This window comes from Gordonia sp. LMA484, from assembly GCF_058129505.1.
Genome location: NZ_CM176700.1, coordinates 873,992 through 889,275, shown reverse-complemented (window position 1 = coordinate 889,275; position 15,284 = coordinate 873,992). Strand labels below are relative to the sequence as shown.

Sequence of the window (15,284 nt, the reverse complement as noted above, 5' to 3'; positions counted from 1 at the left end):
GCCGCAACCCTCCCGTCACACCCTCATCGTGACGTTCTTCGCCGCGAGGAGCGTGGAGAGCGCCTGGGGGATCAGCGCGAGTGCCAGCACCGAGAACGCAAACGTCCACGAGCCGGTGGCATCGTGCAGGGCGCCGATGGCGATGGGGCCCAGCGCGGCAATGACATAGCCGACCGATTGCGCCATCCCGGACACCTGCCCGGTCACCACCGTCGACGGACTGCGCAGCACCATGAACAGCAACGCCAGACTGATCGAGGAACCCGGTCCCACCATCACCAGGATGACCCACAGATGCGTCCAGGTATCTGTCGCCAGCAGTCCGGCGAACCCGATCGCGCACACGGCGATGGCGGCCAGCGTGATGACACGCTGATCGGCGAATCTGCCGGCGACGACGGGGATCACCAGCGATGCGGTCAGCGCGACGACCTGGCCGACGGCGAGGGTGGTCCCCGCGTCGGCGGCGCTGGCGCCCCGGTCGATCAGGAATTGTGGCAGCCAGGCACCGAAGGTGTAGAAGACGAACGACTGGGCGGCCATGAACACGGTGACCGACCAGGCGATGCGATTGCGCCACAACGAAGTCGGCGTGGCGGTGACCGTGACACGATGCACATGCCGTAGTTGCGGCAGCCACACCACCATCGCCACCGCCGCGAGCACCGACCACGAGGTCAACGTCAACCGCCAGTCACCGCCGAACCGTTCATCGATAGGGATGGTCAAACCCGCGGCGACGGCGGCCCCACCGGACAGGGTCATCGAGTACAGCCCGGTCATCAGACCCGACCGATGTGCGAAGTCGCGCTTGATCAGTGCCGGCAACACCACGTTGCAGATTCCGATCGCCGTCCCGATGACGGCGGAGCCGATCAACAGGCTCACCATGCTCGGGACGTACCGCAGGCACATCCCCCCGATCAGCAGGATCATCGACCCGAAGATGGTCCGTTCGATCCCGAACCGTGCCGCCAGACGCGGCGCGGCCGGAGCGCTGAGTCCGAAGAACAGCACCGGCAACGTGGTCAGCAGTCCGGCCCCGGTGCCACTCACGCCGAGGTCGGCCATGACGTCGTCGATCAACGGGGCCACCGAGACCACCGGCGGACGCAAGTTGGCGGCGACGAGCATGATGCCGACCGCCGCGACGACGGCCGCGATCCCTGTGGGTGCGCCGCGGCCCTCGGAAGTCGGCCGATCCGCACCGCGCGGTGCGGCCGGCGCGGTCGACGGTCCGCCGGTCACGGGAGCCTTTTCAGCGACTCGTCGAGGTAGAGGTGGACCGCGTCACGGGCTGCTGTCGGGTCCCGGGACTCGATGGCGTCCACCACCGCCGCATGCCCGGGCGGCAGGACCCCATCCACCACACTCGCCTCGACCACCTCGGCGTGCAGACGCTGCATGACCTCCACGATGCCGCCGTAGAGCTCCACCAAGAGCGGATTGCCAGAAGCCTCGACGACAGCGGCGTGAAAAGCAATGTCCGCCTGCAGGTATGCGACGCTGTCGGCGCCGGCGAGCGCTCGTTCGGCGTCGGCGAGTCGCTCGCGGAGAACGCTGAGGTGCTCGTGCGGACCTCGCTCCGCCGCAATGGCCGCCGCTTCGACCTCGATGGCCCGGCGCGCACCCAGAAGGTCGCGTTGAGCCGATCCGGGTACGCAGCGCTCGATAGCCGCGGCCAACATGTTGCTACTCCGGACATAGGTCCCGTCTCCGCGTCGCGGCACGAGCTGTCCGGAATGCTCCAGTGCCCGGACCGCCTCACGGATGGTGTTGCGCCCCACCCCGAATTGTTCGACGAGTTCGGGCTCGGCGGGAATCCGCTCCCCCACCGCCCATCGCCCGGTGCGGATCAGGTCCTGCATGCGGCCGACGACCAGTTCGCTGGTGCGTGGCGGCGGGGAGATGAGCTCGGACACCCAAAGAGCCTAACATCCCATGTTTAGGGATCCGTCTCAGCTCCGTTCGGAGTGACGGCGCGCACGACGTCCCGAGTCCGGCGGGGCCCGCTCCGCCGACCAAGTAGCCTGGTTGGGTCGGGTCCCCGACCGCGCCGCCGGAGAACGCCGGCGAGCCGCCGGGCCCGAGCATCCGAACACCGAACAGCGGAGGCAGCAGCACCTCATGGCTCAGAGTCCGAAGAAGGTCGTCGTCGACCCACGCAAGGCCGAACGTCGCCGATCCCTGCTCATCAGGATCGGCGCGGCCGTCGTCCTGATCGCAGTCGCCGTGGGCCTCGGGCTCTGGGCGATCATGTCGAACGAGTCGAGCACGGGCACCTCAGCGCAGGTCACGGTCGCCACGGACACCAACGCGTACCGGGTCACCACGGCGCCCGCCGGCAGCACGCCACCCGCCGTCCTGACCCTGGTCGAGGACTTCCAATGCCCGGCCTGCCGACAGTTCGAGGCGCAGTTCGGCGATGTCATCGCCGAACTGCGGGACAACCCGAAGGTCGCCGTCGACTACACCCCGATCGCCTTCCTCGACCGGATGTCGACCACGGACTACTCGACCCGGTCGGCCAATGCGTCGGCCTGTGTCGCCGAATCGACCGCGAAGGACGGCGACTTCTCCACCTGGCTGAAGTTCCACGATCTGCTCTACGCACAGCAGCCGGCAGAAGGCTCGGCCGGCCTGTCCGACGACAAGCTCAACGATCTGGCCACACAGGCCGGTGCCAGCAACGTCCGACAGTGCATCGAGGACCGCCAGTTCGGTGATTGGGTGGCACAGACCACAGAGAAGACGGCGGCGACGTCGACCCCGACCGTCAAGATCAATGGCCAGGTCGTCCAGTTGACCACCCCCGACGCACTTCGCGACGCAGTCCTGGCAGCCGCCAACAAGTGACCGCATCAGCAGGGAGCAGCACCGACATGACCGAGGCGACCGCAGCAGACGAAGCCGGCGACACCCGGGATCACACCGTGGACAACCGGGACACCGAGGACACCGGCGGGGATTCCTCGTCGGGCTTGCTGGGATTGGTGCCCGTGTCGCGCGGCATCTCGATCACACTGCTCGTCGCGGGCGTGATCGGTCTGGTCGCCTCGGCAACGCTCACGGTTGAGCGCTTCCACCTGTTCACCGATCCCTCCTACGTACCGAGCTGCAGCATCAACCCGATCATCTCGTGTGGATCGGTGATGGTGACCGAGCAGGCGGCGATCTTCGGATTTCCCAACCCGCTCATCGGGATTGCGGCATTCTCGGTGATCGTGGTCACCGGCGTACTGGCGACCGCCGGCATCTCCCTACCCCGCTGGTACTGGCTCGGCCAGGCACTCGGGACGCTGGCCGGGTTCGTGATGATCAACTTCCTGGCGTTTCAGAGCCTCTACCGGATCCATGCCCTGTGCCCGTACTGCATGGTGGTGTGGGTGGTCACCCCGCTGATCCTCGTGCTGAGCACGGGACGGGTGCTCGGCTCCTCGCGGATGGGGCAGGAGCTACGCTCCTGGCTGTGGGTGTTGCTACCCGTCTGGTACGCGGTGGTGATCGTGGCCATCGGAGTCGAATTCTGGGACTACTGGTCGACTCTCATCTGAGACGGGGCCTCGGGTTTCCTACGCCCACCGGGTGATACCCGTTCACGGCCGGGGCAACGAGGTCACGCGGAGACGTCGAGTTCGGCGATCACCTTCGTCGGGTTGATCCAGACCGCGAGTTCGCCCGGCACACCGTTGCGGCTGCCGAACTCGTCGGCACGATCGGCACCCATGTACCTGGCGCCACAGAGCGTCGCGATCCGCCGCACCTCGGTGAGATCGTCGCCGGTGACGGCGTGACCCTGGATCTGGACGAATGCATAGGGTGGCTCGGGCAGGTCCACCGTGAGGACCACGCGCGGATCCCGGGTTATCGCACGCCCTTTCGCGGTGGTCGAGCCGGTGTTGAACGCGATCCGATCGCCGTCGAGAACGAACCAGACCGGCGCTGCCAAGGGCCGCCCATCCGCGGCGAGAAAACCGAGATGGCCGGTCTTCGTGCCGCTGGAGAGGAAATCGCGGATCGCCAGTTGGTCCAAGGAAGCAGCCATATCCCAACCCTACGGGGGAGACCCACGTAGTCGCATGAGTTCGGTTGCCCACTCCCCGCCGGCGGACCTACTCGTGGGCCAGCTGATCGCCGATCTGGCAGGCGACCATCATGATGGTCGCGTGCGGTCCGCTGCGACCGGCGGTCGGCAGGATCGACCCGTCGACGATCCGCAATCCCCGCAGTCCCGTCACCGCTCCCAGCCAATCCGTCCGCGAGCCCATCGGCATGCTGCCCCAGGCGTGCTGGGAGGTGCGCACGATCGGGTCCACGACGACCGAACCCGGCTCGATCATGTCGGCGAACACCTCGGACGACAGCATCCGACCGATTGCCGCGACACCACCCCGGAGTCGGCCCGCGGTCGTCGCGTCGATGGTGCCGAGATCGACGATGGGGTGACCCGCGGCCCGCTGCCGTATCGATCCGACGGTTCCCGGTCGCATCACCGCCACGCCCATGGCCGGCCCCGCGCTGGGAAGTCCCTTGATGTAGCTGCCCATATCGGCGCTGTAGCAACGGAGTTCCAGATCGTCGTCGGTGTGGACGACCGACTGCAGCAGGGCGGTCGGGGTGGCCGCATCGATCCGGCTGCGGTAATGCACCAGAACCTCACGATGTTCGTGCACGGGCAGTTCGTCGATCCCCCCGAGGGTTTCGAGTTCGGATCGCAGCAGGATCGCCGCCGTGCCGAGTGTGCCTCCGGAGAGGACGACCTCGCCGCACCCGACCACCTCATCCCCCAGCCGGACGCCGGTGACCCTCGACCCCGACGAGACCACGACGTCGACCTCCGCGTCGGTGCCGAGCATCAGGTTCGGACGACGCAGTGCAGGCCGGAGGTACGCCTCCGCCGCAGTCATGCGGAACATCAGGTCCCGATTGGATCGGACACGATTCACCCCGACGATCGGCCAGGGGTCGTCATACCCACGCACCGGAAGAATCCGCCCCCAATACGATTCGAATCTGTCGACGACGGGTGCCAGTTCGTCGTCGGCGAACGCCGACACGGCCATCGTCCCACCTGCGCCGTCGAGTTCCTCGTACGAGTGCGCGACGTCGTCGATCCGCCACTGCCAGTCGACGAAGTCGTCGGCGTGCCAACGGAGGAAGTAGCCGCCGTTCACCGACGACGACCCGCCCAGTCCACGCCCGCGCACCACACCGAGCCCGGTCGCCTCATCATGGTGGGTGGCGTACGGCGAGCCACCCTCGATGGGCAGCGCGCGCAGATCCCGCACCTGCGACGACGGCCAGTCCGCTGTGCCACGATCCAGCAGCAGAACCGAGCGATCGGGGTTGCGCGACAACCGTTCGGCCAGCACGCAGCCGGCGCTGCCCGCACCGACGATCACCGTGTCGACGACCGTGGGGAGATCGCTTCGCATCAGGTCTATGTGGTGAGAACAGGTCGCAGGGCACCCAGATCGCGTTCGTGCAACGCGCCCTGCCACAGGCCGGTGCCATACGCGAGGTCGTCGAGTCGCCGGAAGACCGTGTAGCCGAGTGGGCCCAGCGCAGGCCCCACCGCCGGCTCGGCGACCACCTGCCGGACCCACGACACGATCCCTTCGGCAACGGCGATCTCGATGGCCAGGCGCCGGAATCGAGCGGAGAACACCGCGAGGAGGACGGCGACCGGCCAGTAGTGCCGACATATCGCACCCGCCGCCTGGAGCAGGCCGAACCCGAGTGCACGGCCGGTCATCTGGGTCGCCACGATCGGGGCCCCGGGTAGCTCGCCCAGGCGCCGGCGCAGGCGCACCCCGGTCTGTCCGACGATGATGAGCGCGATCGCGAAGCCGATCTTCGTCCGCGTGAGAAGCGCGACGACCGCCACGGCCATCGGGATCGACATCACGACCGGCGCCGCGAAACCGCCATGCCGGGAGGCCAGGTACGCGGCACCGGTCCCGTAGAAACGACGACGGCCGAGCACCGAGCGCACGTCGGTGCGGTGATCATGAGCCACCTGTGCCACCGGGTCGTAACGCATCCGCCAGCCCGCCTTGTGCGTCCGCCAGCACAGGTCAACGTCCTCGGCGACCCGCAGCGACTCGTCGAAACCACTGAAAGCGTTGCGCCGCACCACCATCGCCGCACTCGGGACATATGGCACACGGCTACCGGGAACCACGGAGCACTCCTCGGGCCCCATGTCGAGAGAGGAATGTCCGTTCTCGTAGCGCTCGACCATAGACGCATCACGTGCGGTTCGGCTCAATCCGACGATCCGCGGCGCGACGATGGCCACGGCGGGGTCCGAGAAGTGGCCGAGCAGCATGGTCAACCAATCCGCACTGGGAACCACATCGGAATCGAGGAACGCGACGAAGTCGGTCGTCGCGGCGGCGGCGCCCGCGTTGCGTGCCGCAGCCGGCCCCCGATTCTCGTCGAACCGGAGCACAGCGACGCCGGGACGGGCGGCGTGGATGGGCTCGAGGGAGCCGTCGTCGACGATCACCACCTTCATCCCGGCCACCGCGTCGAGCAGGCGGTCGACGCCGGCCTGGTTGTCGCGAACGGGGACGACGACGGTCACATCGTCGGGTCGTGGCCCGAACATGGGGCGCGGGTTGGCGATTCCGCTGTCGAGCAGTCGACGGGCGAGACCGCGGGTGGCCGCGTCACACACCTCGATACGACCGTCCGCCGATGTCATCCCCAGGGCCGTATCGGTCAGCCGGAGCATGCGGGTCGGCGACCCGCCGACCAGGAACCGCAGGTCGCGGTGCCGGGCGCAGCGCATGTCGATCTGGACCTGGAATCCGTCGGGCAGGCCGGTCGCAACCGCCGTGGCGGCCTCGGGCGCCCGTTCCAGCGCCGTCATCCGAGTCGCCCGTTCTCGTCGATTGTCCAGCTTCGTACCGCACCCACCAGGCCCGACACCAGCTCGTCGGTCAGCCGCGCGCCGGCCTCGCCACTTGCCCCGTCCGGGTCGCCGAGCACACCGTTGGCGCTGACGGCCGCGACGCCGCCGGCCCGCATCGTCGGCAACAGGGTCGCAACCGGCGACACGTTCCCCGACTCCGCCGCCGACAGACTGACGGCCTCCGGGGAAAAGTGAAGCAGCACAGAGGTTTCGGTGAATCCAGCGTGGGCATCCCCACCCGGGAAGGCGCAGGGGAACCATGCGGCGTCGCGCCCCTCGTAGCGCAATCTCTGCACCGCGGAGGCCAGCGTCGAGCCGTTGCCGCCATGCCCGTTGACGAAGACCAGGCGATCCGCCCAGCGGCAGGCACTGCGACCGTACTCCACCAGCATCAGCTGCAGCGCCTCATGGCCGAGCGAGATGGTGCCCGGAAATCCTTCATGCTCGCCGCTCGCGCCGTAGTTCAGCCCCGGCGCCGTCAACACCGCGGACGTTCCATGCGGATCACCCGACCCGAGCCGTGTCGCGGCCCGATCCGCCACCACCCCGGCGATGCGACTGTCGGTGTCGAGCGGAAGGTGGGGTCCGTGCTGCTCGGTCGCGCCCAGAGGGACGAGAAGGGTGACCGATCGGTCAGACAGTTCGGGCCAGTACAGCTGTCCCAGCGCGGCCCGACGTCCCATTCGTTCAACTTTAGCGATGCGCTCGGTGCGTGTTAACCGAGTCGGCGCATTTCTTCGATAGGAATCCGGCATCGGTGGGCTTCGGCAGCCCGTATGTCCGAGCGCTCGATCGGTTGTGGGATGCTGGACCGACAAACGTGAGACCCGACACATCGGAACGGGTACGGATCGGGAGGACACCATGACGTCATCTGCCGCGCACAGCAGCGGAAAAAACGGGCCCCTCAGCGCAATCCGCGTGGTCGAGTTCGCCGGCATCGGCCCAGGACCGCACGCCGCGATGCTGCTGGCCGATCTGGGGGCCGATGTGGTTCGCGTGCAGCGACCGGGTTCGCTCCCTGCGGCCGATCGCAACGCCGACGCGCTGCTGCGCGGACGGCAGGTCGTCGAGGCCAACCTCAAGGATCCCGCGGACCGGGACACCATTCTTCGACTGGTGGGCAAGGCCGACGTGATCCTCGAGGGTTTTCGCCCCGGAGTCATGGAGCGCCTCGGCTTCGGCCCGGACGACCTCGAGGCGGTCAATCCGGGCCTGGTCTACGGGCGGATGACCGGATGGGGCCAACAGGGCCCGCGTGCCGACCGCGCCGGCCATGACATCAACTACATCTCGCTGACCGGCATGCTGCACGCCATCGGCCGCAAGGACGACCGCCCGGTGCCGCCGCTGAACCTGGCAGGCGATTTCGGCGGCGGTTCGATGTTCCTGGTCATGGGTGTGCTGGCCGCGCTGCTCGAACGTCAGGTGTCCGGCCGCGGACAGGTCGTGGACGCGGCGATGGTCGACGGCGCATCGGTGCTCGGCCAGATGATGTGGGCTTTCCGCGGCACCGGCCTGTGGAGTGACGAACGCGGTGTGAACATGCTCGACACGGGCGCACCCTACTACGAGGTCTACGAGACCTCCGACGGCAAGTACATGGCCGTCGGAGCCATCGAGCCGCAGTTCTACGCCGAGCTGATCACCGGACTGGGCCTCGCCGACGCGGACCTGCCCGGACAGAACGACATCGCGAACTGGCCCAAGCTCAAAGAGATCTTCACGAATACGTTCGCCTCGCGTACGCGCGACGAGTGGACAAAGGTCTTCGACGGAACCGACGCCTGTACCTCTCCGGTGCTCGACTTCGGCGAGGCGCCGTCGGACCCGCACATGGCGGCGCGCGCCAACCTGATCGAGATCGACGGCGTCATGCAGGCGCAGGTGGCCCCCCGCTTCTCCCGGACCAGCCCCGAGACCCCCTCCGGTCCGGCGCGCGAAGCCGTCGACCCCACCACTCTCTGGCAGGACTGACCCACCGCGCCGAGAGAACCCGGGTCCACCCAGAGTGCCCAGACGGGTTCTCTCGGCGAGATTCCAGGTTCTCTCGGCGAGGTTCTGGGTTCTGTCGGCGAGGTTCCGGGTTCTGTCGGCGAGTCAGACCTTGGTGGCACCCATGTCGATCTGGAACTCGGCACCGGTGATGGCCTTGGCCCCGTCGGACGCGAGATAGAGGACCGCGTCGGAGATCTCGTCCAGCGCGGCCACCGGGTGGTGATTCATCATCGAGGTGAGATGCGGTGCGACCCAGGGGATACCGAAGATTCTGTGCGCCTCGGTATCGGCCACGCCCATCGGGGTGTCGACCGCATAGGGGTGCACGCTGTTGACCCGGATTCGGTAGTGGCCGAGTTCCTTGGCCGCGGACTGGGTGAGCCCACGCAGGCCGAATTTGGATGCCGAATACGATGCCTGTAGCGGCATCGCCTTCAAGCCGGCCGACGAACTGATGACGACGATCGAGCCCCCGTTGCCCGCCTCCATCATGTGCGGGATGGCTGCCTTGAGAGTCTTCCAGGTACCGACGAGATTCACGTCGACGACGTCGGTGAATTGTTCCTCCGAGAGCTCCCACACCGCGCCCCAGGTGAGAATTCCGGCGTTGGCGACGACAATGTCGAGGCGACCGAACTGCTCGACACCGTCGGCGACCAGCTGCTGCTGGAATGCGAGGTCGCGGGTATCCCCTTGCCGGGCAAGAATTTTGCCGCCCGCCTCCTCGACGAGGCGGATCGTCTCGGCGAGGTCGTCGGCGTTCGGCGCCGGATAGGTGGTGTGGTCGGCCACGGGCCCGGCGATGTCCATACCGATGATCGCCGCACCCTCCCGCGCGAATCGCAGCGCGTGATTGCGCCCCTGACCGCGCGCGATGCCGGTGATGTAGACGACCTTGCCGTCGAACTGCCCCATCCGCTCTGTGTCCTCGTCTGCTCATCGGTCACCCGCCACAGGCGACCGTCACAGCCAGAACTGTAACACGTTCTACTTTGTGGCGGGTGACCGCGAGGACCCGATGGTTCAGGCGTCGCCGAAGCTGCGCTCGAAATCGGCCGGGATGATGAGGTCATCACGCGAGAGTTCGTGAACACTCTTGTGCCCCAGCCCCATGACCACACCGTCGAGACCCATGCGCAGCAGGTCGAGGACGTTCTCCACGCCCGCCTGACCGTTGGCGCCGAGACCCCAGAGATAGGCGCGACCGATCATCACCGCACGGGCACCGAGCGCGAGCGCCTTCGCGACGTCGCTGCCACGGCGAATGCCGCCGTCGAGCAACACGTCGAGCTGCCCGCCGACCGCGTCGGCGATCGGTCCGAGCAACCGGATGGTGGCGGGGGTGCCGTCGAGATTGTTGCCTCCATGGTTGGAGACCGAGATCGCCGAGGCACCGATGTCGACGGCCCGCTTCGCATCGTCGAGGCGGGTGATTCCCTTGACCATGAACGGCCCATCCCACTGCTCGCGCAGCCACTTCAGGTCGTCCCAGGTGGGCGGCGGCGTGCTCATCCACTGTCCGTAGGCGCCGAAGAACGTCGGTCCCGCCTCGCCCTTGTGCACCAGGTTGGGGGCGGTGAGATCAGGGATCTCGACCTTGCCGTCGCGAATCCAGTCCAGCGCATAGCGTGGCTTGAGCGCGATCTCCGGCGCCAGCTTCAGCAGCGCCTGGAGGTCGACCTTCTCCGGGATCTCCGGGCTACCCCAGTCACGACCGACGTTGAACACCCAGTCGGTGGTGACGATCAGCCCCTTCGCGCCGGCCTCCTTGGCGCGCTGGGCGCGAGCCAGGATCTCGTCGCGCGAACCGAGCCAATAGATCTGGAAGAAGACCTTGTCATTGACCGCGGTGACCTCTTCGATCGGATGAGATGCGAAGCTGGACAACCCCATCGCGGTGCCACGCGCGGCCGCGGCGCGGGCCACCGCGACCTCGCCGTCGGGGTCGACCGCCTGCACGCCGGTCGGCGAGATCATCACCGGGAAGGAGATCTCCTGTCCCATCACCGTCGTCGAGAACTCACGGTCGGCCTGGGCGCCGACGACGTGCGGCGCGAAGCCGAGTTCGGAGAAGGCGTCGGTGTTGTCCTTGAGGGTGACGCCCGCCTGCGTGCCGGCCACCAGCGACGAGTACACCGACTTCGGCAGCCGCTTCTTGGCGCGCCGCTGTGCTTCATGGACGGTTTCGAACCACGGGTTGCGGGCCCAGGGATTCTTGGCCATTGTTCTTCCTACCTACTTGTGGGTGACAGCACACCATCACCCGACCGCGAGCCGGGTGTGGCGTGGTGTCGCATCTTGGGGTTGTGTTACTCGGGTCTGGTTGTCAGGGCGCGAAACCCGCCAGCGGATTCTCGTCACAGCTCTTCGACGGCGGCGCCCCTACCGGGGTCAGGTCGCCGTCCGGACGCCGGGTCATCAGCGTCAGCGGAGTGCCGCGTGAATGATCCTTGTTCGCAGTCGGTTTGGTGCGGTCGCCGGCCAACAACTGCTCGCCATAGCCCTGCACGCATTCCGGGTCCGGGCCCGCCAACGGCAGGCCGGTGAAGAACTTCGCGGCCATGCAGCCGCCGCGACAGGCGTCGAAGTGGGCGCACTTGGTGCAGGCCCCGGCGTTCTGCGGTTCACGCAGTTCGGTGAACAGGTCCGAGTGCTGCCAGATCTGCTGGAAGCCACCATCGGTCGTGATGTTGCCCGCAAGGAAGTTCTCGTGGATCGCGAACGGGCACGCGTAGACGTCGCCGACCGGGTCGATCAGACACACGACCCGACCCGCGCCACACAGGTTCAACCCGGGCAGAGCACCTGCGCCGCCGGACCCGCCGAACGCCGACAGGTGGAAGAACGAGTCGCCGGTCAGGACGCCGTCGCCGTGGGCCACCAGCCAGTCGTAGAGCTCACGCTGCTGTTCGGGCAACGGGTGCAGGTCATCCCAGACGTCGGCGCCACGGCCGGACGGGCGCAGGCGGGTGATCCGCAGGGTGGCGTTGTAGCGGTCGGCCAACGCCTTGAACTCATCGAGCTGCGCGACGTTCTCGCGGGTCATGACCACACTGATCTTCGCGTCGGCGAAGCCCGCCTCGTGCAGGTTCTCCAGCGCGCGGACCGCCATGTCGAACGAGCCCGGCCCACGCACGGCGTCGTTGACCTCCGCGGTCGCGCCGTCGAGTGAGATCTGCACGTCGACGTAATCCGACGCCGCGAGCCGCGCCGCGACTGCCTTGTCGATGCGTAATCCGTTGGTGGAGAACTTGACCCCCACCTGATGGCTTGTCGCGTAGTCGACCAGCTCCCAGAAGTCCGGACGCACGGTCGGCTCACCACCGCCGATGTTCACATAGAAGACCTGCATGCGTTGCAGTTCATCGATGATCGCCTTGCACTGCTCGGTGGACAGCTCGCGTGGATCACGCTTGCCCGATGATGAGAGGCAGTGCACGCACGCCAGGTTGCAGGCGTAGGTGAGCTCCCACGTCAGACAGATCGGGGCGTCGAGACCCTTCTCGAACTGATCGACCAGACGACCGACCTTCGGGGTTTGCACCGTCGGCGTCGGCGAAGCCAGGTCCGTTGCGGTGGGCGGCATTTCAAGCGTTGTCATTGCGGTGACTCCTCGGGGGCAGGCGAGTCGGTACGGCGGTCAGTGGTCGGCGCGTCGGATGATCATCCCGGAGTCGGCCAGCGCACCGAGCGCCTGCAGATACAGGGGACGGTCCGTGGCCCCGATTCCGGCGGCGGCGAGGGCGTCCTCGGCGCTCGGATGGTCACCGAGCGATCCGACGATGTCGACGACGGTCAGGTTCTTGAGAAACGACAGTTTGCGCGTACCGAAGTGGTACAGCAACGCCCCGAAGGGCTCGGGGCGCAGGGCCACCTTGGGATTGAGTGTCCAGGCATGCGCGGGGTCGAATCGCGGCGCGCTCCCGGCGCCGGCGACCGCATCAACGCGGTCGCCGGACGCCGGAGCAGATGTCGGGGTCGACATCAGTAGACCCCGCACATCCCGTCGATCGACACCTCTTCGACGAGCGACTCACCGACGAGTTCGTCCTGATTCGACGTGGCTTGCTGATCGGCCATGATCCAACCTCCATATTCTCTCGGTAGTGATGCGGATCACCGGATACTATAATGGCACTCGGTGCATAAAAACAGCCCCCAGCCAAAACTGATCAGATGGACAGGTGAAGATGAGCCAACCGGACTCGGCACCCTCGGTGCATCGACCCGGCCAGCTGGGCCGCAGGCCGGTGACGTCACGCGCGGAGATCAGTGCCGTGGCGATCGATCTGTTCACCGCCAAGGGCTTCGACGAGACCAGCGTCGAGGACGTCGCGGATGCGGCCGGGATCGCGCGCCGCACGCTCTTCCGCTACTACCCGTCGAAGAATGCGATCGCGTGGGGCGACTTCGACTCCCACCTCGCCGACATGCGCACACTGCTCGCCGACATCCCGTCGGAGCTCCCCATCGCCGAAGCGCTTCGTCGCGCCCTCATCTCCTTCAACACGGTTCCGCCGACCGAACTGATCGGCCACCGTCGACGCATGTCGCTGCTACTCGGCGTCCCTGCCCTGCAGGCCCATTCGATGCTCATGTACGCGGAATGGCGTCAGGTCATCGCGGAGTTCTGCGCTCACCGTCTCGGCCTGGACGAACATGACCACCTGCCCCAGACGATCGCCTGGATGTGCCTCGGCACGGCACTCGCGGCCTACGACCAGTGGCTCTCCCATCCCGACGCAGACCTCGAAGCCCTCATCCTGGCGGGAAGCCGTACCCTTGCGGAGGGAGTCGGCGCCCTGCCGTGATCGGGCGGGGCTGCGGTAGACTCAAGTAGAACGTGTTCTAATTTTGCCCTGACCAGCACCGACGGGGACGATCGTGAGAGGTACGAGATGACAGAGCTGACACCACATGGCTCGCGCAGCGTGATCCTTACCGTTGCCGACGTCATCGACGAGACCGCCGACGCGCGCTCCATCGTCTTCGAGGTGCCCGACTCACACCGCGAGCCGTTCACCGAGTACCGGCCCGGACAGTTCCTGACGCTGCGCATCCCCAGCGACCAGACCGGCTCGGTGGCCCGCTGCTACTCGCTCGCGTCGGCGCCGCGGACCGATCGACTGCCGAAGGTCACCGTGAAGCGGACCGTGGACGGGTATGGCTCCAACTGGGTCTGCGACAACCTCACCCCCGGCTCGAAGATCGAGGTCCTGCCGCCCTCCGGCGTCTTCACACCCAAGGATCTCGACACGAAGCTGCTGCTGATCGCGGCCGGCAGCGGTGTGACACCGGTGATGTCGATTCTGAAGGCCGCACTGCACGGTGGAACCGCCCCGATCACCTTCTTCTACGCCAACCGCGGCGTCGACGACGTGATCTTCGCCGACGAACTGCGCGACCTGCAGCGTGCTCATGCCGACCGCCTCACCGTCATCCATTGGCTCGAGTCCCTGCAGGGTCTGCCGGATGACCGCGTACTCGCCACCACGTTCCGCTCCCTCGCCGACCACACGGCCTATCTCTGCGGGCCGGGACCATTCATGGATGCCGTCCACAAAGGCCTTGCCGGAGCCGGATTCCCGCATCACAACGTGCACACCGAGGTGTACAACTCCCTGTCGGGGGATCCGTTCGCCGACGTCGAGCTCGACGAGGTCAGCGAGGCCGAGGAGGCCGAAGCAGCCTCGGTCGAGGTGGAACTCGACGGCGAGACCCACACACTGCGCTGGCCGCGCAAGCGATCACTGATCGACATCATGCTCGCCGCCGGCCTGGACGCGCCGTATTCGTGCCAGGAAGGCGAGTGTGGTTCCTGCGCCTGCACCCTGACAGACGGTACGGTCGAGATGGAGAACACCGGCGCGCTCGATCCCGAGGACATCGCCGACGGCTACATCCTCGGTTGCCAGGCCCACCCGACTTCGGATTCGCTGAAGATCGAGTTCTGACGACGAGCCGACCGTTCACGACGACAAATGGGGTGGTTCATGTCTCCGGTTCGATTGTCCCGGCTACTCGCGGGCATGTTGTTGTCCATCGGCACACTGCATTTCGTGGCGCCCAAGCAGTTCGACGCGATCATCCCGGAGGAGATCCCGGCCGATCCCCGGACCCTCACCTACGCTTCCGGTGTCGCCGAGGTCGCGATCGGTGCCGGCCTGCTGGTCCCGCGTACTCGTCGTGTGTCGGCCGCACTGGCTGCCGCGCTGTTCGTCGCCGTCTATCCCGCGAACCTCAACATGGTGCGGCTGTGGAAGGACAAGCCCGCGGCCATGCGCGCCGTGGCGATCGGACGTCTGCCCCTGCAGTTCCCGATGATCTGGGCGGCCATCAAGGTCTTTCGGTCCTCACCGAGCTGAGA

Annotated in this window: 17 protein-coding genes; 6 read left to right on the top strand and 11 right to left on the bottom strand. The window is 67.0% G+C overall.

What is annotated here, in order from left to right:
- Positions 1 to 15: 15 nt before the first annotated feature.
- Positions 16 to 1,134 carry a CynX/NimT family MFS transporter gene (locus AC4AMJ_RS03995; RefSeq protein WP_489918370.1) on the bottom strand — a complete coding sequence of 373 codons (1,119 nt, stop codon included), beginning with the start codon at positions 1,132 to 1,134 and terminating at the stop codon, positions 16 to 18.
- A gap of 110 nt (positions 1,135 to 1,244) precedes the next feature.
- The gene (locus AC4AMJ_RS03990; RefSeq protein WP_489917323.1) at positions 1,245 to 1,922 is read right to left on the bottom strand and encodes a FadR/GntR family transcriptional regulator; all 678 of its coding nucleotides are present in this window, start codon (positions 1,920 to 1,922) and stop codon (positions 1,245 to 1,247) included.
- Positions 1,923 to 2,127: 205 nt separating this feature from the next.
- On the opposite strand from AC4AMJ_RS03990, the gene AC4AMJ_RS03985 reads away from it, so the two are divergent.
- The gene (locus AC4AMJ_RS03985) at positions 2,128 to 2,856 is read left to right on the top strand and encodes a DsbA family protein (protein ID WP_489896859.1); all 729 of its coding nucleotides are present in this window, start codon (positions 2,128 to 2,130) and stop codon (positions 2,854 to 2,856) included.
- A 26-nt stretch (positions 2,857 to 2,882) separates the two neighbouring features.
- Positions 2,883 to 3,554 (top strand): vitamin K epoxide reductase family protein, encoded by a 672-nt coding sequence (locus AC4AMJ_RS03980; RefSeq protein ID WP_489917322.1) that lies wholly within the window; start codon positions 2,883 to 2,885, stop codon positions 3,552 to 3,554.
- A gap of 62 nt (positions 3,555 to 3,616) precedes the next feature.
- On the opposite strand, the gene AC4AMJ_RS03975 is transcribed toward AC4AMJ_RS03980, so the two are convergent.
- The 4 genes from AC4AMJ_RS03975 to mftE form a co-directional block, all read right to left on the bottom strand.
- The gene (locus AC4AMJ_RS03975) at positions 3,617 to 4,045 is read right to left on the bottom strand and encodes a PPOX class F420-dependent oxidoreductase (RefSeq protein ID WP_489917321.1); all 429 of its coding nucleotides are present in this window, start codon (positions 4,043 to 4,045) and stop codon (positions 3,617 to 3,619) included.
- A 67-nt stretch (positions 4,046 to 4,112) separates the two neighbouring features.
- Positions 4,113 to 5,435, bottom strand: coding sequence for a mycofactocin system GMC family oxidoreductase MftG (gene mftG / locus AC4AMJ_RS03970; protein WP_489917320.1), 1,323 nt, complete (start codon positions 5,433 to 5,435; stop codon positions 4,113 to 4,115).
- Between the two features lie 5 nt (positions 5,436 to 5,440).
- A complete protein-coding gene (gene mftF / locus AC4AMJ_RS03965; RefSeq protein WP_489896863.1) occupies positions 5,441 to 6,877 on the bottom strand; it encodes a mycofactocin biosynthesis glycosyltransferase MftF in 1,437 nt (478 codons plus the stop codon).
- Complete coding sequence (gene mftE, locus AC4AMJ_RS03960; protein WP_489917319.1) at positions 6,874 to 7,602, bottom strand: mycofactocin biosynthesis peptidyl-dipeptidase MftE; 729 nt, start codon at positions 7,600 to 7,602, stop codon at positions 6,874 to 6,876. The genes mftF and mftE overlap by 4 nt, the downstream gene beginning before the upstream one ends.
- 181 nt (positions 7,603 to 7,783) lie before the next feature.
- Here mftE and AC4AMJ_RS03955 point away from each other — a divergent pair, with 181 nt between their 5' ends.
- Entirely contained in the window at positions 7,784 to 8,896 is a 1,113-nt protein-coding gene (locus AC4AMJ_RS03955; RefSeq protein ID WP_489917318.1) for a CaiB/BaiF CoA transferase family protein, read from the top strand.
- A 123-nt stretch (positions 8,897 to 9,019) separates the two neighbouring features.
- Here AC4AMJ_RS03955 and AC4AMJ_RS03950 read toward each other — a convergent pair whose 3' ends face one another.
- From AC4AMJ_RS03950 to mftA, 5 genes are all read right to left on the bottom strand, one after another.
- Positions 9,020 to 9,832, bottom strand: a complete 813-nt coding sequence (locus AC4AMJ_RS03950) for a mycofactocin-coupled SDR family oxidoreductase (protein WP_489896866.1) — start codon at positions 9,830 to 9,832, stop codon at positions 9,020 to 9,022.
- A gap of 108 nt (positions 9,833 to 9,940) precedes the next feature.
- The gene (mftD, locus tag AC4AMJ_RS03945) at positions 9,941 to 11,140 is read right to left on the bottom strand and encodes a pre-mycofactocin synthase MftD (protein ID WP_489896867.1); all 1,200 of its coding nucleotides are present in this window, start codon (positions 11,138 to 11,140) and stop codon (positions 9,941 to 9,943) included.
- Positions 11,141 to 11,243: 103 nt separating this feature from the next.
- Positions 11,244 to 12,518 (bottom strand): mycofactocin radical SAM maturase, encoded by a 1,275-nt coding sequence (gene mftC, locus AC4AMJ_RS03940; RefSeq protein ID WP_489917317.1) that lies wholly within the window; start codon positions 12,516 to 12,518, stop codon positions 11,244 to 11,246.
- 39 nt (positions 12,519 to 12,557) lie between these two features.
- Complete coding sequence (gene mftB / locus AC4AMJ_RS03935) at positions 12,558 to 12,902, bottom strand: mycofactocin biosynthesis chaperone MftB (protein ID WP_489917316.1); 345 nt, start codon at positions 12,900 to 12,902, stop codon at positions 12,558 to 12,560.
- Entirely contained in the window at positions 12,902 to 12,997 is a 96-nt protein-coding gene (mftA, locus tag AC4AMJ_RS03930; protein WP_489896870.1) for a mycofactocin precursor MftA, read from the bottom strand. Before mftA ends, mftB begins: the two co-directional genes overlap by 1 nt.
- A 110-nt stretch (positions 12,998 to 13,107) precedes the next feature.
- Here mftA and mftR point away from each other — a divergent pair, with 110 nt between their 5' ends.
- From mftR to AC4AMJ_RS03915, 3 genes are all read left to right on the top strand, one after another.
- On the top strand, positions 13,108 to 13,728 hold the full coding sequence (gene mftR, locus AC4AMJ_RS03925) for a mycofactocin system transcriptional regulator MftR (protein ID WP_489917315.1): 621 nt from the start codon (positions 13,108 to 13,110) through the stop codon (positions 13,726 to 13,728).
- 87 nt (positions 13,729 to 13,815) lie between these two features.
- Positions 13,816 to 14,871: a 2Fe-2S iron-sulfur cluster-binding protein gene (locus AC4AMJ_RS03920; protein ID WP_489896872.1), complete on the top strand. Its 1,056-nt coding sequence runs from the start codon at positions 13,816 to 13,818 to the stop codon at positions 14,869 to 14,871.
- 39 nt (positions 14,872 to 14,910) lie between these two features.
- The gene (locus AC4AMJ_RS03915) at positions 14,911 to 15,282 is read left to right on the top strand and encodes a DoxX family protein (RefSeq protein WP_489896873.1); all 372 of its coding nucleotides are present in this window, start codon (positions 14,911 to 14,913) and stop codon (positions 15,280 to 15,282) included.
- Positions 15,283 to 15,284 lie beyond the last annotated feature (2 nt).